Raw genomic sequence first — 17,801 nt, 5'->3', positions numbered from 1 at the left:
TTGATTGCGATAAACTCGGTGTCTTTGGGTTCGACGAAACACCGAGTTTATTTAACTAATTCTGCTCCAATTGGTCTCATTACTTCGCAAAGCACTTACATGTTGCTTGATTGGCTCATTATCGACAGATGCTAATTCGGGGTCATTTTCCAAGATTTGCACGACTGCTTCACGGGCATATTTCAGTATTTCTCCGTCTTTGGCTAAATCTGCAACTTTTAGGTCGAGCATTCCACTTTGTTGTGTTCCGGCCATATCTCCTGGCCCACGCAATGACAAATCAACTTCCGAAATCTCAAAACCATTATTTGTTCTGACCATCGTATCAATTCTTAGGCGGGTATCTTTACCTAATTTATGGTCGGTCATCAGAATACAATAAGATTGCTCCGCTCCTCTTCCTACTCGCCCACGCAACTGATGCAACTGCGAAAGTCCAAAACGATTGGCACTTTCGATGAGCATAACTGACGCATTTGGCACATCAACGCCCACTTCAATAACGGTAGTTGCGACGAGGATTTGTGTTTCTTTATTTTTAAAACGTTGCATTTCGTAGTCTTTTTCTTTCCAACCCATTTTTCCATGTACAATACTCAAGCCGTATTCAGGAAATGCCCTTGCAATACTTTCGTAGCCATCCATTAAGTTTTTAACGGTCATCGTTTCGGATTCTTCAATTAAAGGATAAACGATATAAACTTGACGACCTTTTTGTATTTCACTTCTCAAAAACTCAAAAACTCTAAGGCGGTCGGAATCATACTTATGTAGCGTTTTGATAGGCTTTCGTCCTTTAGGAAGCTCATCAATAATCGAAATATCCAAATCACCGTAGAGCGTCATTGCTAACGTTCGTGGAATCGGCGTGGCTGTCATTACCAAAATATGTGGTCGGAAATTCTGATTTTTCTCCCAAAGTTTTGCTCGCTGAGCTACACCAAAACGGTGTTGTTCATCAATCACACACAGTCCCAAATTTTTAAACTGTACGTGGTCTTCGAGCAGAGCATGTGTCCCAACAATAATATTGATACTTCCATCTAATAAACCTGCATCAATTGCCCGTCGAGCTTTCTTGCCAACCGAACCTGTTAATTCAACAATTTTTAATCCCATTAAATCAGCAAACTTTTTCAGCCCAGTATAATGTTGGTCGGAAAGAATTTCGGTTGGAGCCATCAAGCAACCTTGAGCGTCATTATCCAAAGCCAGAAGCATCGTAATAAACGCCACGATGGTTTTTCCGCTACCCACATCGCCTTGTAAAAGACGGTTCATTTGTTTGCCCGAACGCATATCTTGAAAAATTTCTCGAATAACTTTTTTTTGAGCATTCGTCAAGTCAAATGGAAGATGGTTTTGGTAAAACTCGGTCAACAACTTTGTTTTGTCAAAAACTTGTCCCGCATAATCATTTCTTCGGATGAGTTTTTGTTTTATCAGCCGAAACTGATTATAGAACAGCTCTTCAAACTTTAAGCGGCGTTGGGCTTGCCGAAGGGATTCTTGATTAATCGGCAAATGAATGTGATAAATAGCATCTTGCTTTGAAATGAGTCGAAATTTCTGTACCAAAGAATTAGGCAATGTTTCTCGAATATTCGTAACGGCAGATTCAAGCAAAGTTCGCATCCAACGGCTAATTTGCTTGCTATCAATATATTTCTTACGAAGTTTTTCGGTTAATGGATAAACTGGTTGAAAATAACCGCCACGCTCATTTTCGGCGGTAAGAATATCCATTTCGGGATGAGTGATTTGCCATTTACTGCCAAACGAATTCGGTTTTCCGTAAACTACATAATCGCCATGCAAGCGAAGATTTTTCTCAACCCAAGTAATTCCTTGAAACCATGTTAGTTCCAAAATTCCTGTGCCATCGGTAAACTGCCCAACCAATCGGGCTTTTGCACCTTCTCCAATTTTTTCCCAAGAACGCAGTCGTCCTTTGATTTGAGCAGCGAACATTCCTTCGTGCAAATCACAAATTTGATGAAATTGTGTGCGGTCTTCATGGCGAAAAGGGTAATATTCTATCAAGTCACCGAAGTTAAAGATACTCAATTCTTTATTAAGTATCTCCGCCTTTGATGGCCCAACACCTTTCAAAAATTCTATTTTAGTGTCAAAAAAAGATGTTCTACGCTCGCTCATAATGCCGAAGTTAGCAGGTTGAATAAATTTGAACAAGTTTTTTTTGAGAAATAAAAAAAAAGAACTAAATTTGCACTCCCAAATACAACACGGAGGTTGTAGCTCAGTCGGTTAGAGCATCGGTTTGTGGTACCGAGGGTCGTGGGTTCGAGCCCCATCTACCTCCCTTTTTTGAAAGCCTATCTTTTTACGAAGATAGGCTTTTTCATTTTTCGCCCAAATACTCATCTCTAATTAAAAATACTCAAAAACCCTGTAAGATTTTTTTGTGTTCAATTTTTCACTAAATTGTCACTTCATAACTTCACATAAAATGTACAAAGCACTTATTCTCGTTTTTTTTTCAACTCAGATTTTTGCCCAAACCCTCAAAGAAAAGTTAGTTGGCGAATGGGTAATTGATGTTATCAAACTCTATGATGATAGTCCGATTCTAAAAGACGATGTCCGAAATATCAAACTGAGATACACTTTCATGAAAAATGATTCATTTCGAGTCACAATTAATGGAAAAACTGGACAAGGAACTTACAAAATCAAAAAAGATACGCTAATTATTGCCAATAGTGCTTATTTCAAGGTTTTAGCTCTTGACGAAATAAAACTGACGATTCTATCAATCAACGTCCAAAATCAGGATAAAGCCTTAAAATTATCTTTTCTGCCTGTGCGTTTTCATAATTTAGGATTTACTCCACAAACTTACCGTACAAAAGGGCAAGACACTATTTATGTTTCAAAGCCAAATTATCTTGAGCCTTTGTTTGTGGATGCAGAAATGTCTGCGGCACAGTTTATTTCGGCTAATTTCTTCTTTCCAGACTACAAAGCTGGCGATTTCTACGCTCGTTTTATCATTACAAAATTGGGAGAAATCAAAGGAATTGAAATTCTTAATAGCACCCATGAAAATTATAATAAATACCTAATAAAAGCCATTAAAGCCAGTAAAGGTAAATGGATGCCAGCCACTTGGGAGGGAAAACCCGTCAATGCTGAAATAAAAATGGGCTTTGATATGGGTTGGTCGGATAAAATGGCTCTTAAAAATCAGTCATCGGCAACTGCTCCAAAGACTACGATTGATGCCAACGAATCAAATTTTTATTTGATGCAAGGAAATATTAATGTGGAAGAAAAAAGATATTCGGCTGCGATAAAAAATCTCTCAAAAAGCCTTGAGTACGACCCGCTCAACATTGATGCGTACTATGCCCGTGCTGCGGTTTTCGCCCTTACAAAAGACACGCAAAAAATGTGCGAAGACTTACTTCAACTCAAAAATTTACAGCAAGTAAAAGCAACGGAATTATGGAAAAAATTCTGCGATAAAAACAAAACCCCTTCGACAAAATAACGAAGGGGTTTTTATTCTTTGAAGCAACATTCCTTACGAAATCCAGCTAAATTGATATTCTATATTTGGCACTTTTGTTCGTTCGGCAACTCTTCTCAAACGATTTGGCAATGCCATCACATAATCTCTTGCTTTTTCGCCAGCTCCATTTAAGTTGGTGATGCTATCAATTTTCCAGTCTTTCAGTAATGACTCCATAATTTCGATGTAGTCATAAGTCGTATAAACACCCAAGCGTTGAGCAGCATCCGAAAAATGAGAAAATGTTTGTCCCATTTGGATACCAGATTCACGCAAGAAGTGAGCAGGCATTACAATTTTTTTCTTCATCATGTCTTCAAATGCCAACATCATTTCTGAAGGGTCAACTTCAAAAATATTACTAATAAATGTTTTATACGCACGAGCATGACGCATTTCGTCAGCCGCAATTACGCCACAAATCTTCGCTAAAGGTGTATTTCCGTATTCTTTTGCCAATTTTGCAGTATTTCTGTGCGAAATATTCGTTGCTAATTCTTGAAAAGACGTGTAAACAAAGTTTTTGTACGGGTCTCTTCCTGTACCAATATCGAAGCCATCGGCAATCAAATATTGGGTTGACGTTTCCATTGCACGCATATTTACACGGCCAGACAAATACAAAAATTTATTAAGTAAATCGCCATGTCTGTTTTCTTCGGCAGTCCAAGCACGCACCCATTTTGCCCAGCCGTTGGGTTCATCTACTTGGTCAACGCCTACCACATCAATCAACCATGATTCATAGGTTGGCAGGGCTTCTTCAGTAATTGTATCGCCAATTAAGACAGCAATATAATCGTAAGGCAAATCCTTGGCTGTTTCACGCAATTCTTTTACTTGATTCAAGAAGTCTTCGCTTGTAGAATCTGGCAAAAAATCGGTCGGTTGCCAGTTTGTGTCAATAGGTTTTAGAAATTCGTCAACGAAATAGTCAATTTTTTGACCAACAAATTTCATCACCTCTAATCTCATATTGGATAATTCCATGATAGTATTTTTTAAAGATTTTTTGTTTCAAAATACGCTGCAAGGTACTTCTTATTTTAGAAAAAACGTAGAATGTTATACTTTTTCTGCAAACTATGTGGTTTTTGCTTACTTTTGTGGAAAATTTTATCTCTGTGAAAAAGACGCTTGATTATTTTCTAAGTTCGGTATATTTAGTCTATTTTGGACTATTATTAGTTGTATTTCATGTACTACAAGTGATTGCATTTAATGTTTTTGGTCGAAAAGCTCAACAAAAAATGGTTTTTGCACTCAACTTTATGATTACTTACGGCTGGTATCTTACGGGTACAACAGTAAAGTTTCGCCAAATGTTCGATTTACCAACTAATCGACCAATTATATTCATCGCCAATCATCAAAGTACATTTGATATTCCTGCTATTTATTGGTTTTTGCGGAGATACAACCCCATTTTTGTTTCAAAGATTGAGTTAGCAAAAGGAATTCCAAGCATTTCTTATAATTTACACAAAAGTAATGCCGCTCTTATTGACCGAAAAGATGGCAAACAAGCTGTCAGTGAAATATTAAAACTCAGTAAATTTATTCAGGATAATAATTTTTCGGCTGTCATTTTTCCAGAAGGAACTCGCTCTCGTTCGGGCATTATGAAACCTTTTGCTCCAGGAGGAATTGCTGCTTTAGCAAAAAAAGCCCCCAATGCTTTAATTGTTCCAATTGCCATTCAAGGAAATAATCTTTTTGACCCCAATAAAGGTCTTTTTCCATTAGTTTCGTTCTCAACACTTTCATGGACAGTGCTTGAACCAATCGAACCAAAAGGAAAAAACGGAGAAGAGATTGCGAGTTTGGCACAAGAAGCCATTAGAGCAGTTTTGGAAAGTTAAATATGCGAGAATAGACAAATTTTAGATTCGTCTATTCTCGGTATAATAAAATATCAAACGCCTGCTGTTTCAGCTTCAGGAGCAATTTTCTTTACCAATCCTTGTAGTACTTTTCCAGGACCACATTCTACAAATTTTGTTGCACCGTCTGCCACCATATTTTGTACCGATTGTGTCCAACGTACTGGTGCAGTCAATTGAGCTATTAAATTCGCTTTAATGGTTTCAACATCGCTCGATGGTTGAGCGTTGACATTTTGATAAATAGGGCAAGTTGGCGTTGAGAAAGTTGTGCTTTCAATAGCTGCCGCCAATTCCGTACGAGCTGGCTCCATTAATGGTGAGTGAAATGCTCCACCAACAGGCAAAATTAATGCTCTTTTTGCACCAGCAGCCTTCATCTGTTCACAAGCCTCAGTTACAGCTTCAATACTTCCAGAAATAACTAATTGGCCTGGACAGTTATAATTTGCCGCAACAACAACGCCGTCAATTCCTGCACAAATATCCTCCACAACATTGTCTGCTAAATTTAAAATTGCTGCCATCGTTGATGGATTTAGTTCACACGCACGCTGCATTGCATCGGCACGTTGAGAAACCAATTTCAAACCATCTTCAAACGATAAAGCACCCGCAGCTACTAAAGCCGAAAACTCACCCAAAGAATGTCCTGCAACCATATCTGGTTGAAAATTTTCGATGGTTGAAGCCAAAATTACGGAATGCAAAAAAATTGCAGGTTGGGTTACATTGGTTTGTTTGAGTTCTTCATCTGTTCCTTCAAACATAACTTTTGTAATATCAAAACCTAAAATTTCGTTGGCTTTTTCAAACATTTGGCGAGCAGCATCTGAACTTTCGTAAAGATTTTTGCCCATTCCACTAAACTGAGCTCCTTGCCCAGGAAATACGTAAGCTGTCATTTTCTATTAACAATAAACAATTATCAATCATTAGTAAAATATTATTACTAACAAATGTTTGCCACTATGGCATATTTCAATTATTGAAATATTATAAATAATTGACATTAAACACTTTCATCAATTATTACTTTGTCTGCATACTTTTCTTAATATCAATTCTTTCTGCAACAATCATTGCCATCGAATAGCGTTGCTTGATGGAAGAATAATATCTTTCAGCATCCAAACGAGAAGCAAAATCTCCTGCTTTCAATTTATAGGTTGGTTGACTGAAAGTCAGATAAGTACTTAATTCGGAGAAGTTTTGGTAAATAAACACTTTTGCTTCATCAAGTTCTCGACGGTCGTTGCCGACATAAACCTGAATGCGATAACCAGTTGAATAACGCACATTTTTGTTACGAACCGCAATTGAGTCAAGAGCAATGTCAACTTGTGAATTGACTTGTTGTGGAATCTGGCTAATTGCTGTGCTTGATTGTTCTTGAATTTCCTCTTTATCTTCGGTTTTCTTTGAGCTCGGTTTGGACTCATATTTCAGCCTCACTTCTGATAAATCTTCGTCATAATCACCAATATTAATGCTGGTAATTTTATTTGGGGTTGCCGAACGCACACACGCCCCAACAATAACCATGAGACAAACACAAAGTATTACTTTTGAAAAAATCTTCATCGTATATGCTTTAGATTTTGGGCAGAACTCGTTTTTATCTTAAAAAGATGCTCAAAATTATAAAAATATACCACGATTAGAAACATTAATAGGATTGTTTTTTATGGTTAAAATAGATTTTCATCTATTTGTATGAAGAAACTCAACTCTATTAGCTGTTTAAATTTATTTATTGAAACAATAAAAGTCTTCGCTAATAAGCGAAGACTTGACTTTTTAGAACACATATTTTGTTGAAAGAAAGTGCGAACTATGCTCTTCAACAATTTCATTGAAAATTTTCTTATTGGCATCGGTATCTTTTGTCGCAACTACCGTTCGGATTGAAAACGCCCGCAAAGCATCTTCTACTGAAAGCGTACCTTCGGCCGAATCTTTTCTTCCTGTAAAAGGAAATGTATCTGGCCCACGCTGACATTGTGCATTAATATTTACTCGACTTACTTGATTAACGAGGGGGTCGATTAAATGAGCAATTTGGTCAGGATTTGTGCCAAAAATACTTACTTGTTGTCCATGCGAAGAATTAATAATATATTGTATTGGCTCTTCCACATCGTCAAATGGAACAACAGGTACGATTGGGCCAAATTGTTCTTCGCTATAAACTTTCATTTTTTCGTTTACAGGATATAAAACGGCTGGATAAACAAACGAATTTATGGTAGTTCCGCCGCCTTCATTTATCACATCTGCACCATTTGCTTTAGCGTCGGCAATACATTCAGCTAAGTATGTTGGTTTATTCGGCTCTGGCAAAGGCGTTAGGTTTACGCCTGATTCCCAAGGCATTCCAAATTTTAGTTTTTCGAGTTCTTCTGTAAATCTGTTCAAGAACTTCTTGGCTATTGAACGATGAACCCAAATAATTTTGATGGCTGTACAACGTTGACCATTAAACGAAAGTGAGCCTAAAATACATTCTTTAACTGCCAATTCGACATCGGCATTTTTCAAGATGATTCCCGCATTTTTAGCATCTAAACCTAAAACGGCTCTCAATCGATTTAATTTTGGGTGCATTTTCTTCAAATCATTAGCCACTTTGCTCGAACCAATGAGTGTCAAAACATTTATTTTTCCTGTTTGCATCAAAGGAGGAACAACGTTTGCTCCTCGTCCGTAAATGGTATTAACAACACCTTTCGGGAAACATTCTTGGAAAGCTTTCAACAACGGATAATGTAAAAGAGTACCATGTTTTGGCGGCTTGAAAAGAATCGTATTTCCCATAATTATGGCTGGAATGAGTGTACAAAAAGTTTCATTTAATGGATAATTAAACGGACCCATGCAAAGTACAACCCCCAACGGTGAGCGACGAATTTGTCCAATAATGCCTTGCTCAATTTTAAAACGAGACGAATTACGGTCAATATCTTTCAAGCAATCAATCGTATCATAAATATATTCAATCGTTCGGTCAAATTCTTTGATAGAATCCGCCAATGATTTTCCTATTTCATACATCAATAAATTCACGATTTCGGTCTTTTTCTCTAGCATTTTTTTGAGAAAATTTTCCATGCACGTAATTCGTTCAATCAAACTCATCGTTGGCCATTCACCACGCCCATTATCATAGGCTCTCATAGCAGCATCTAACGCTTCCATCGCTTCGGCTTCGTCAGTAATCGGATAGCTACCAATAAGAATGCTTTCAAATTTATCTCCATTTTTGACAAAAATTGGAGAATACACGTCTTGTGTCGCACCCGCCCATTGACGCATTTCACCACCAACCAAATATTCTCGTTGATGTAGTGGCTGAATCTGAAATTGTTCGGGAATTTGGCTCGTCTCGGGGAAGATAGCCGTGATTTTTTCTTGTAGATTAGTCATGTTTTTTGCTTAGAATCAAACTTGTTTTGTTGTAAAACACAAACGAATTTACAGAGAGTAACAGCAAAACCAAAGAGAATTTGGTTTTTTGAGTTTATTCAGCAGAAAACTACAATTTTATGTTAAACAAGTGCTAAAAAAGAAAATCTATTTGGTGGGATAAATTTTTATTCGGATTTTTGAATGAATTAATACTTTCACCTAAACTCATCGCCAATTGCTTTATTATACTTTACGCCCATTTGTCACTTTTATTCTAAAGTTTTTTATCAAGCATATTTCCATTAGTGGCTTAGAAAATATTCCAAAATCAGGGGCAGTGATGTTGGCCTCGAATCATTCTAATTCGTTTTTTGACGCTATCATTCTTTGCTGCACAATCGACCGTCGAGTTTGGTCGTTGGCTCGTGGCGATGTTTTCAAAAAAAACTTGGCGAGAAAATTACTTTCAAGCCTATTTATGTTGCCTGTCTATCGTTTGTCAGAAGGAAAAGAAAATTTAAATGGAAATGACGAGACATTTAATACATGTATTAATTTGTTCAAAGAAGGCGAAGTTGTTCTGATTTTTTCAGAAGGAATTTGTACCAATCAAACGAAGCTGCTTCCACTCAAAAAAGGCACGGCTCGATTGGCTCAAAAAGCATGGTCTGATGGTATCGAACTAACTGTTGTTCCTGTCGGAATTACTTATGATACTTTTAATATTTTTGGAAAAATCGTTCATCTAAATATTGGCAAAACAATAACGAAAGCAGCCTTTGAGAGCATTTCGGAAGATGGTTTTTTCTTGAAAACATTCAACGAATCATTGGCTGATAAGATGAATCAACTCTTGAATTGGCATTTTCCAAAAGTTGGTTTCTCCCAAAGTTTAGTTTTCTCATTCAGTTCAATCATTAATTTTCCAGCAAACTATTTGTGTACTTTTATTTCTCGAAAAATAACTAAAGGTTCGGTATTTTTTGATTCTATCACGCTCGGTTTGATGATTGTCATTTTACCAATTTATTGGCTGATTCTCGTTTGTATTTTGGTTAATATCGCATAATTTTTTTTGCAAACAACAGATAATCAGTGTTTTATAAAATTTTATATTAAATCCATCACTTAAAAACAAAAACTCAATCATGGATGATTCCTTTGTCAAACATCTCAAAAATATCTTATTTATTGATATTGAAACGGTTTCTCAAGTTCCTAATTTTGAGCTACTTGACGACCGTTTACAGAAACTTTGGCTCAAAAAAGCAGCTTATCTTCATAACGACGACCAAATGTCGGATGCTGATTTTTATCTAAAAAAAGCAGGTATTTATGCCGAATTTGGTAAAATTATTTGTATCGGAATCGGTGGAATTATGTTTGATGAGGAAAACAAACCTTCTCTACGAGTAAAAATGATTGGTAGCGATAATGAAGCGGATGTTTTGTTGGAGTTCAAAAAAATTATTGAAAAACACAAAGCTGCCAATAATTTGATGCTTTGTGCCCACAACGGAAAAGAATTTGATTTTGCGTATATTTGTCGCCGAATGCTGGTTAATGGTATTGGTTTACCGAGAGTTTTGCAATTTGCTGGCAAAAAACCATGGGAAATAAATCATTTGGATACGCTCGATTTATGGAAATTTGGCGATTATAAGCATTATACTGCGTTAGATTTATTGGCTGCAATTTTTGATATTCCGAGTAGTAAAACCGATATCAGCGGCGACCAAGTCAATGCTGTTTATCATGTTGAAAAAGACCGAGCAAAAATTGAACGATATTGTGCCGCAGACGTTGTAGTTTTAACGCAGTTATATATGAAAATGAATAATTGTGCGTTAATAGAAGAAGAAAATATTGAAGTAAGATTGTAGTAAAATCAATCGTTTTGAAAGAATTACAAAAAATTATAACAAACGTTTATCAATGAAAAAAATCATCTTTTTATTATTCATTGCAGCATCATTTGCGGCATCCGCTCAAATTTTAAAGCCTGCGAAATGGACTTTTACGCCTTCAAAAACTTCGGCGAAAGTCGGAGAAACCATTGATTTAGTTTTCTCGGCAAAAATTGACGAAAATTGGTATATGTATTCTTCTCAATTAAAAGTGGAGGGACCGCTTCCAACAACCGCTAACTTTACCAAAAATGATAGTTATCAAGTTGTGGGTAAATTAACGCCAGTAAAACCAAAGGAAAAATATGATGATATTTGGGGTGGAAAAGTGCAGTATTTTGAACATGAAGCAAAATTTATTCAGAAAGTAAAAATCACCAAGGCAAACCCAGTGATTGAAGGAAAGATAGAATGTCAAACTTGTACAACCAAAGATGGTAAATGCGTACCAAACAAAGATAAATTTAAGTTTGAAGTAAAAACTATTTAGGTTCAAATAATAAAATCGGTCGTAAGAATAAATCTTGCGACCGATTTTTTGTGAATAAATAATCCTTAAAACTTCCATCTTACGAATGCTTCCATTGCTTCGTATTCTGCCAAGCCAAGTTTATTGTATAATTGTGCCGTACCACGATTTCGTTCTTCAGCACGTTGCCAAAACTCACGAGCGTCAGTCCCTTGAAATACCACACCATCTTTTTGTGATTGGTGTTTGAAAATACCCATTCGTTTTTGTAAAACTTGGTCTGGTGACATCGGAACTGCCATTTCGATTTCATGAATATCCCATTCTGCCCAAGCTCCACGATATAACCAAACCCAACAATCTTTCATAAAGTTTTTGTGTTTAAGTCTTTCAACTGCTGCAAAAATAGCATCCAAACAAACTTTATGTGTACCATGTGGGTCGGCTAAATCACCTGCGGCATAAACTTGATGCGGTTTGATTGACTCAATTAAATCAGCAACTACACTCACATCATCTTCGCCCAAAGGTTTCTTCTCAATACGACCTGTTTCATAAAAAGGCATATCCATAAAATGAACATTTTGTTCAGGGATACCAACAAAACGACAAGTGGACTTCGCTTCTCCTCTACGAATTAGTCCTTTTACGTATCTTACGCCATCGGTATCAACATCGCTATCTTTTTTGTTTTTCAAGAATTCTTGGGCATCAGCAAAAAGTTTTTGCGTTTCTTTATTTTCAATACCAAATTTTTCATTGAAATCAACTACGAAATCAATGAAACGAATAGCTTCATCATCGGCCACAGCGATATTTCCTGATGTTTGATAACCGATATGTACGTCGTGTCCTTGGTCAACTAATCTTTGGAATGTTCCACCCATAGAAATAATATCATCGTCTGGATGAGGGCTGAAAATTATCACTCTTTTCTTAGCTGGCAATGCCCGTTCTGGTCGGTTTGTATCATCTGCATTTGGTTTACCACCTGGCCATCCAGAAATACTGTGCTGCAATTGATTGAAGACATCAATATTTATTTCATACGCTTGTCCGTGACGAGCCAACAAATCACTTAAACCATTATCATTATAATCTTTATTCGTTAATTTCAAGATTGGTTTTCCGAGTGTTAATGCTAAGTTTGTAACAGCTTTTTTAACCATTTTACTCGACCAATCTACATCTTCAACCACCCATGGAGTTCTCATTCGGGTAAGTTCGTGAGCGGCACGTTCATCAATGACAAACATGGCATTTGGATGCGTTTGTAAATAAGATGCTGGAACAGTTTCAGTTACACGCCCTTCAACAGCATCAGCAATAACTGGAGCTTTTCTTTCACCCCAAGCTAACAATACCACTCTTTTGGCACTCAAAATTTTTGAAACGCCCATCGTTATGGCTTTCTTTGGCACTTTTACCAAACTTCCACCAAAATCAGATGCTGCAGCCACACGAGTCGAGTGGTCGAGCATCATCAAACGTGTTCGAGAATTAATCAACGAGCCAGGTTCATTGAAACCAATATGTCCGTTTGCTCCAATTCCCAACAACTGAAAATCTAAACCACCAACTGCATCTATTTTTCTTTCGTATTCTTCACTAAAATCTTTTACCTTACTTGCAGGAACGGTTCCATCAGGAATAAAATAATTTTCTTTGGGAATATCCACATGGTCAAACAATTGTTCTTTCATAAATCGCACATAACTCTGCAATGAGTCTGGCTCCATCGGGAAATATTCATCCAAGTTAAAAGATATGACATTTTTAAAACTCAAACCTTCTTCACGGTGCATTCTGATTAATTCGGCATAAACCGTTTTTGGAGATGACCCTGTAGCTAAACCTAAAACACAACTTCGGTTTTGGCGTTGACGCTCTCTTATTAATTCGGCAATCTCGTGAGCAACCGCATTTGATGCCTCTCTTGAATCTTTAAAAATTTTGGTTGGAATCTTCTCGTAAGCAATTGGCTCATTTGTGATAATTTGTTGATCCATTATTGTCGTAGTTTTAGATTTGAGTTGCTAAAATAAAAATATTTCACAAAAATAACTGTTTTTTATTTTAAAACACTTTTCTTAGAAAGAAAGATATAAAATTTTATTAATTTTTGATTTATTAAAAAATATTTTTTTAATAAATCAAAAAAACAGCATAAAAGTGTCATCTAAAAATGCCCGAACATCCCTTGATAAAAGCGAAAATACGCAAAAAGCGTATCAAAACAAGAAAAAACCAAGTAAAATATGGTTTTTTTCTTATTTTGATACGCTTCTTAATAAGTAAAATATTTAACTTCTCGCCTAATTATTAAGCAAAAACCTCTTCGAGTTGCTCTTTTTTAGGAAAATCTGGTGTAACCAAATCTGCTTCTGGTTTATAGATATATGGCATTGGAAAACCTCGTTCTTTAAAGGTTGGTTCTGCCATATTATTATAACGCAGTTGAACCGACCAACGAATATTTTTTGTGATATTTTCGCCAGAACGATGCACCAAGAAAGCAGAAAATACAAGCAAATCGCCTACTTCAAATTGTGTTTGAACATAACTTTCTTCTGGCAAATCTTCTTGAATACTTCCTAAATAACCCGAAGTATCTGATTTCAATAAACCATCTTTATGACTCGCAGGAATTATTTGTAAAGCACCCAAATCTGCTCCACAATCAACCATCGGAAACCACATTACAATGCTATCAAGTGAGCCTTGACCAGTTCTCCAATCTTGATGAGCTCCTAATTTCCAGTGGCTACCACCTTTCGATAAATATCTACTATTGAACTGCATTGCAGGACGAACACCAATCATCGGAAATTCATATCCTAAAGATTTTAGAACATTGATGATTTTTGGCTCAGTACCAAGATGGTGCAATGAAATCAAGTGTTGTGCTTGCTTTCCAGTATTTACAAAAGTGTTAAAATCTGCTTCAAATAGGTCGAACATTGCTTGCTCGAATGTGTCTCGGTCGTTGATATCTACTTTCTTTCCTAAGACTCTTTCGATTTGAATAGTAAATAAATTGCGTGCTTCTGTATAAATTCTGTTGACTTCTTCTTTTGTAAAGAAGTTTTTCAGAATTATAAATCCATCTTTATTGAATTGTTCTCTCATAAGTCCCAAGTCCCAAAAGGGAGGTTTATTTTCTCAAAATTAGGCTTTGTCATTTCTGAAAAAAATGATTTTCGTCAAATATCGTTATTATTTTTCCAAAACTGCATAAGCAAAACCTGCCGCTCCAAATCCGTTACCATTATATAACAAATATTTATTGCCTTTGTGTTCATAACAATGGGCATAATTTATCATTTGGTAATCAAAGTCTGCTGGGTTGTCAGATTTATGAATGCCAACTAACGCATCTTTTCTTTCCCATTTAAAACCATCAATCGACTCGGCGTAACCTAAACGATAGCTTTGATTTCGGTCAATGCGATAATCACGGGTATGACGATAAGAATAATACATCTTAAAAATGCCATCTTCATGAAACACACTCGGACGCCCAACGGCATGAAGAAAATCATCAAAAGGTAATGCAACATCGCCCGTTGGTGTCCAATGAATGCCGTCGTCTGAAACTGCTACTCGACAATCATAAAAAGGTTCTGGATAACCGTGAATGTATTCACATTTTTGACCTGAAATATGCCACATCATCCATTTTCCATTGACAAACATTACCGAAGGTTGTGCTGCCCAAATTGGATTTGAAATCGACCTATCCATAATTGGCCCGCGAAACATTTTCTTGAAATTTAGGCCTCCATCTGTACTTACCGCAAGCCCCATTGATAGGCGATACGAATTATGTGTTCGGTTCCAGCCCGTATAATATAACCAAATATCACCATTGGGCTGTGGCACAAACCAAGACGGCATTGCACCTGTTTCGTCGTATTCACCTGGGCCGCCTAAATCCAAAACATAAGTATCGTGTATGTAAAGAATTTTGGTTGGGTCGTCGTAATCGACATCTATAAATGTGGGGCGAGAATAGCCGTTATCATCTCTTGAAGAGAAATAAACTCTCAAAAAATCTTCGTGCTTAAACGCATACGGCACTTGTGCGTGCGAACGACTATGTGCCAAACTACCGTCAGGCTTATATACGAGTCCTTTTTTTTGCCAAACGCCTCTTTCTAAATTCATTTTATTCTAATTCTTCTTAATTATTCACTAACCATTTTAAGTGTAAGTAATTCTTTTATGGTTACTTATTCTTACGATTTCTTTCTGCTCTGATTTTCCAGTTATCTTTAAAATCTTTTCCTGGAATTTGTAGATTTACATTTACAGTTGGAGCTTTTTTCGTTTTCTTGAAATCAAGTACGTAATAGCCGTTGCCAAAAATCCACTGAAGTTTAACATCCTTGATATTTTTGGGTAAATCTTGCATCGGCACTAAATCTGCAAACATTGGGTTTGCATCCATCAAGATTTGATACGTTTTTTGGTCACGAAGCCACGCTCCTACGCTTTCGTCGCCAACAACTACTCGACCACCAACTTTCACGACACGATTGAATTCTTCAAATGCTTTTGCTCTTTCCGAGAAAGTATTGATTCCACCAAAATGAAAAAGAGCATCAAATGATTCATCTTCAAAAGGTAAATATGAGCCATTTCCGATGAAATAATCAATTTTAACATCTTTTTTATCGGCAAACTTTTCTTTTGCATGGCTCAACATCGCAGGCGATAAATCGGATAAAACTGCGTGGCCGCCTGGAGTTATTTTATCAATAATATAGGCAGAATCTTTTCCAGTTCCAGCTCCAACTTCAAGTACTTTCATACCTGGTTTCAATTTTAACAAACTAATCATTTGTTTTCTGGTGGCGGCTTCATTAGCGTGAAGCGACTCGAAAACCCAAGAAACACCACGGTCATAACGTGTGTGTGCATCATTATATGCCACTTGTTCTTTGCGGTCTTGTTCGAAAAGTTCTCTCGGATAAACCAAGTCAACAATGCTATTTACGTCATAGCTAACAGGTTCTTCAGTTGAAGTATTATTAAGCGTTTTGCCATCTGCTGACAAAACAAGTTTTGTATGTGTTTTTGGGCAAATAATTTGCTCGAAGAAATCGCTCATTTATTTTGTTTTTTTCTTAATTGAGAAGCAAAGTTCGTGTTTTTTTAGAAAGATTTGAAACTTTTAAAGGTTTATATCTTTACTCGAAACCTCCGATTTAACAGCAGGATTACCTTTCCATATACTCCAAGGCTCGGTTTTGGTTTTGGTGAGGTTTGCACCCATGGCAATAAGCGTACCTTCGCCAATAGTGCAGCCATCACGGATGGTCGCATTCACACCAAAGAAAGAGTATTCTCCAACTACACATCTTCCTGACAATACAACGTGTGAGGTGAAATAAACGTGGTCTTTGATTTCGCCATGATGACCAATATGATTTCCACTCCAAAGCACTACATTATTACCAATTTTCACGAAAGGTTGAATCGTATTATCTTCTAAAATAAAACAGTTTTCGCCAATTTGGTCTGTTAATACCGTTGCTCTTGAGCTAATATATGAAATAAAAGAATAACCTTTTTCTTTCGCTTCTCCATAAACTTTTGCTCGAACCATGTTCATTTTTCGCTCGCTTAATGGGGCAAAAAACTTGTATTCGGCAGGAGGGAAAAGCTCGGTAACATTTTCAAAAGGCACTATTGGCAAGCCACAAAAAGTATCTTCTTTGATATATTCTTGATTGACTGTGAATGCCACGATTTCGTGTTCAGAATCGTTTGTTAAGTAATAATGGGCTAATTCTGCCACCAACTCAGTACCGAAAACTACTACTTTTGCCATATTTTGGTTGTTTTAAACTAATTCAAATTTATCTAAGTGTTCATGGATTTCATCGACCGAACAAAACATCAGCATGTCAATTATTGAAAGCCACGGCACAAAATCGTTTTTGAATTGTGTGTATATTATAGATTTAGATTTGATAAAATTAAGTAAGATTTTGTTATCAGCAAAAAGTTGTTTGTCATAAATCGCCATTCCCCCAATTGGATTGATATAATGATTCGCTTTTTCCTGCATACAAATATCCAGAATACGTCCTTGTGCTTTCAAATCTTGATTTCGATAAATCGCTGAACTTTCCACGATTTCAGTATCAATTTTTAAATAGCTACAAGTTGCTTTAAGGCTTGATGTTGCCAATGCTGCAATATTTTCAGCAGAGGCGTTGAAAACTGCATCAACAATCGCATAGCCTTCTTGGTAAAAAGGTGCTTTTTTGTACGATTGTTCAATTGTTTTAAGCATTTTTTTGGCCCAAATTTGCAAGTTATCCACTTCTATTTCACGTATTAACCGATTTTGACTTGCTCCAACCAATGGAATTGTGAACATAGAAGCTTTTCCACTAACCAAAATGTTATTTCGGTTTATCCAGCCTTTATTGATAAACGCTACATCATCATAAACCACAAACTTATCAACTGCTTTTATTAATTGAAAATAACCAATATACGGAAAAATGTAGGGCTGCATAATTCCAACGACTTTGTCCGATTGAATATTTTTTTCAACAACCTCTTCTTTAATATCTATCATTATT

Annotated in this window: 16 protein-coding genes and 1 tRNA gene; 6 read left to right on the top strand and 11 right to left on the bottom strand. The window is 36.5% G+C overall.

Annotated elements, in window-relative coordinates:
* Positions 1–51 precede the first annotated feature (51 nt).
* Positions 52–2,157 carry an ATP-dependent DNA helicase RecG gene (gene recG / locus MJQ71_RS15370; protein ID WP_238807516.1) on the bottom strand — a complete coding sequence of 702 codons (2,106 nt, stop codon included), beginning with the start codon at positions 2,155–2,157 and terminating at the stop codon, positions 52–54.
* Positions 2,158–2,248: 91 nt separating this feature from the next.
* On the opposite strand from recG, the gene MJQ71_RS15365 reads away from it, so the two are divergent.
* Both MJQ71_RS15365 and MJQ71_RS15360 read left to right on the top strand, forming a co-directional pair.
* A tRNA-His gene (locus MJQ71_RS15365) sits at positions 2,249–2,324 on the top strand.
* A gap of 146 nt (positions 2,325–2,470) precedes the next feature.
* Positions 2,471–3,514 carry a tetratricopeptide repeat protein gene (locus tag MJQ71_RS15360; RefSeq protein ID WP_238807515.1) on the top strand — a complete coding sequence of 348 codons (1,044 nt, stop codon included), beginning with the start codon at positions 2,471–2,473 and terminating at the stop codon, positions 3,512–3,514.
* A gap of 33 nt (positions 3,515–3,547) precedes the next feature.
* On the opposite strand, the gene MJQ71_RS15355 is transcribed toward MJQ71_RS15360, so the two are convergent.
* Positions 3,548–4,525, bottom strand: a complete 978-nt coding sequence (locus MJQ71_RS15355; protein ID WP_238807514.1) for an acyl-ACP desaturase — start codon at positions 4,523–4,525, stop codon at positions 3,548–3,550.
* A gap of 134 nt (positions 4,526–4,659) precedes the next feature.
* On the opposite strand from MJQ71_RS15355, the gene MJQ71_RS15350 reads away from it, so the two are divergent.
* A complete protein-coding gene (locus MJQ71_RS15350) occupies positions 4,660–5,397 on the top strand; it encodes a lysophospholipid acyltransferase family protein (protein ID WP_238807513.1) in 738 nt (245 codons plus the stop codon).
* Positions 5,398–5,450: 53 nt separating this feature from the next.
* On the opposite strand, the gene fabD is transcribed toward MJQ71_RS15350, so the two are convergent.
* The 3 genes from fabD to MJQ71_RS15335 all read right to left on the bottom strand — a co-directional run bounded on the left by fabD (position 5,451) and on the right by MJQ71_RS15335 (position 8,844).
* Entirely contained in the window at positions 5,451–6,323 is an 873-nt protein-coding gene (gene fabD / locus MJQ71_RS15345; protein ID WP_238807512.1) for an ACP S-malonyltransferase, read from the bottom strand.
* A gap of 127 nt (positions 6,324–6,450) precedes the next feature.
* Positions 6,451–7,002: an SPOR domain-containing protein gene (locus MJQ71_RS15340; RefSeq protein ID WP_238807511.1), complete on the bottom strand. Its 552-nt coding sequence runs from the start codon at positions 7,000–7,002 to the stop codon at positions 6,451–6,453.
* A 216-nt stretch (positions 7,003–7,218) separates the two neighbouring features.
* The gene (locus MJQ71_RS15335) at positions 7,219–8,844 is read right to left on the bottom strand and encodes an NADP-dependent glyceraldehyde-3-phosphate dehydrogenase (RefSeq protein ID WP_238807510.1); all 1,626 of its coding nucleotides are present in this window, start codon (positions 8,842–8,844) and stop codon (positions 7,219–7,221) included.
* Positions 8,845–9,061: 217 nt separating this feature from the next.
* Between MJQ71_RS15335 and MJQ71_RS15330 the strand changes: the two genes are divergently transcribed.
* From MJQ71_RS15330 to MJQ71_RS15320, 3 genes are all read left to right on the top strand, one after another.
* Complete coding sequence (locus tag MJQ71_RS15330; protein ID WP_238807509.1) at positions 9,062–9,895, top strand: 1-acyl-sn-glycerol-3-phosphate acyltransferase; 834 nt, start codon at positions 9,062–9,064, stop codon at positions 9,893–9,895.
* Positions 9,896–9,974: 79 nt separating this feature from the next.
* A complete protein-coding gene (locus MJQ71_RS15325) occupies positions 9,975–10,709 on the top strand; it encodes a ribonuclease H-like domain-containing protein (protein ID WP_238807508.1) in 735 nt (244 codons plus the stop codon).
* Between the two features lie 52 nt (positions 10,710–10,761).
* A complete protein-coding gene (locus tag MJQ71_RS15320) occupies positions 10,762–11,223 on the top strand; it encodes a protein-disulfide reductase DsbD domain-containing protein (protein WP_238807507.1) in 462 nt (153 codons plus the stop codon).
* Positions 11,224–11,288: 65 nt separating this feature from the next.
* On the opposite strand, the gene nagB is transcribed toward MJQ71_RS15320, so the two are convergent.
* The 6 genes from nagB to MJQ71_RS15290 form a co-directional block, all read right to left on the bottom strand.
* Entirely contained in the window at positions 11,289–13,211 is a 1,923-nt protein-coding gene (gene nagB, locus MJQ71_RS15315) for a glucosamine-6-phosphate deaminase (RefSeq protein ID WP_238807506.1), read from the bottom strand.
* Between the two features lie 313 nt (positions 13,212–13,524).
* Positions 13,525–14,331: a phytanoyl-CoA dioxygenase family protein gene (locus tag MJQ71_RS15310; RefSeq protein WP_238807505.1), complete on the bottom strand. Its 807-nt coding sequence runs from the start codon at positions 14,329–14,331 to the stop codon at positions 13,525–13,527.
* A gap of 87 nt (positions 14,332–14,418) precedes the next feature.
* A complete protein-coding gene (locus MJQ71_RS15305) occupies positions 14,419–15,369 on the bottom strand; it encodes a glycoside hydrolase family protein (protein WP_238807504.1) in 951 nt (316 codons plus the stop codon).
* A 61-nt stretch (positions 15,370–15,430) separates the two neighbouring features.
* The gene (locus MJQ71_RS15300) at positions 15,431–16,315 is read right to left on the bottom strand and encodes a class I SAM-dependent methyltransferase (RefSeq protein WP_238807503.1); all 885 of its coding nucleotides are present in this window, start codon (positions 16,313–16,315) and stop codon (positions 15,431–15,433) included.
* A 63-nt stretch (positions 16,316–16,378) separates the two neighbouring features.
* A complete protein-coding gene (locus MJQ71_RS15295; RefSeq protein WP_238807502.1) occupies positions 16,379–17,038 on the bottom strand; it encodes an acetyltransferase in 660 nt (219 codons plus the stop codon).
* A gap of 12 nt (positions 17,039–17,050) precedes the next feature.
* A complete protein-coding gene (locus tag MJQ71_RS15290) occupies positions 17,051–17,797 on the bottom strand; it encodes a WbqC family protein (RefSeq protein WP_238807501.1) in 747 nt (248 codons plus the stop codon).
* Positions 17,798–17,801 lie beyond the last annotated feature (4 nt).

This window comes from Emticicia aquatica (assembly GCF_923079645.1).
Classification (GTDB): Bacteria; Bacteroidota; Bacteroidia; order Cytophagales; family Spirosomataceae; genus Emticicia; species Emticicia aquatica.
Note: the sequence above shows the minus strand (reverse complement) of the source record. Positions and strands in the feature narration are given on the sequence as shown.

Bases quoted from the DNA above. Each gene is read 5' to 3' on its own strand.
- MJQ71_RS15355 (WP_238807514.1), bottom strand. From the start codon at position 4,525: ATGGAATTATCCAATATGAGATTAGAGGTGATGAAATTTGTTGGTCAA.
- recG (WP_238807516.1), bottom strand. From the start codon at position 2,157: ATGAGCGAGCGTAGAACATCTTTTTTTGACACTAAAATAGAATTTTTG.
- MJQ71_RS15340 (WP_238807511.1), bottom strand. From the start codon at position 7,002: ATGAAGATTTTTTCAAAAGTAATACTTTGTGTTTGTCTCATGGTTATT.
- MJQ71_RS15305 (WP_238807504.1), bottom strand. From the start codon at position 15,369: ATGAATTTAGAAAGAGGCGTTTGGCAAAAAAAAGGACTCGTATATAAG.
- MJQ71_RS15310 (WP_238807505.1), bottom strand. From the start codon at position 14,331: ATGAGAGAACAATTCAATAAAGATGGATTTATAATTCTGAAAAACTTC.
- fabD (WP_238807512.1), bottom strand. From the start codon at position 6,323: ATGACAGCTTACGTATTTCCTGGGCAAGGAGCTCAGTTTAGTGGAATG.
- nagB (WP_238807506.1), bottom strand. From the start codon at position 13,211: ATGGATCAACAAATTATCACAAATGAGCCAATTGCTTACGAGAAGATT.
- MJQ71_RS15360 (WP_238807515.1), top strand. From the start codon at position 2,471: ATGTACAAAGCACTTATTCTCGTTTTTTTTTCAACTCAGATTTTTGCC.
- MJQ71_RS15325 (WP_238807508.1), top strand. From the start codon at position 9,975: ATGGATGATTCCTTTGTCAAACATCTCAAAAATATCTTATTTATTGAT.
- MJQ71_RS15295 (WP_238807502.1), bottom strand. From the start codon at position 17,038: ATGGCAAAAGTAGTAGTTTTCGGTACTGAGTTGGTGGCAGAATTAGCC.
- MJQ71_RS15290 (WP_238807501.1), bottom strand. From the start codon at position 17,797: ATGATAGATATTAAAGAAGAGGTTGTTGAAAAAAATATTCAATCGGAC.
- MJQ71_RS15320 (WP_238807507.1), top strand. From the start codon at position 10,762: ATGAAAAAAATCATCTTTTTATTATTCATTGCAGCATCATTTGCGGCA.
- MJQ71_RS15335 (WP_238807510.1), bottom strand. From the start codon at position 8,844: ATGACTAATCTACAAGAAAAAATCACGGCTATCTTCCCCGAGACGAGC.
- MJQ71_RS15300 (WP_238807503.1), bottom strand. From the start codon at position 16,315: ATGAGCGATTTCTTCGAGCAAATTATTTGCCCAAAAACACATACAAAA.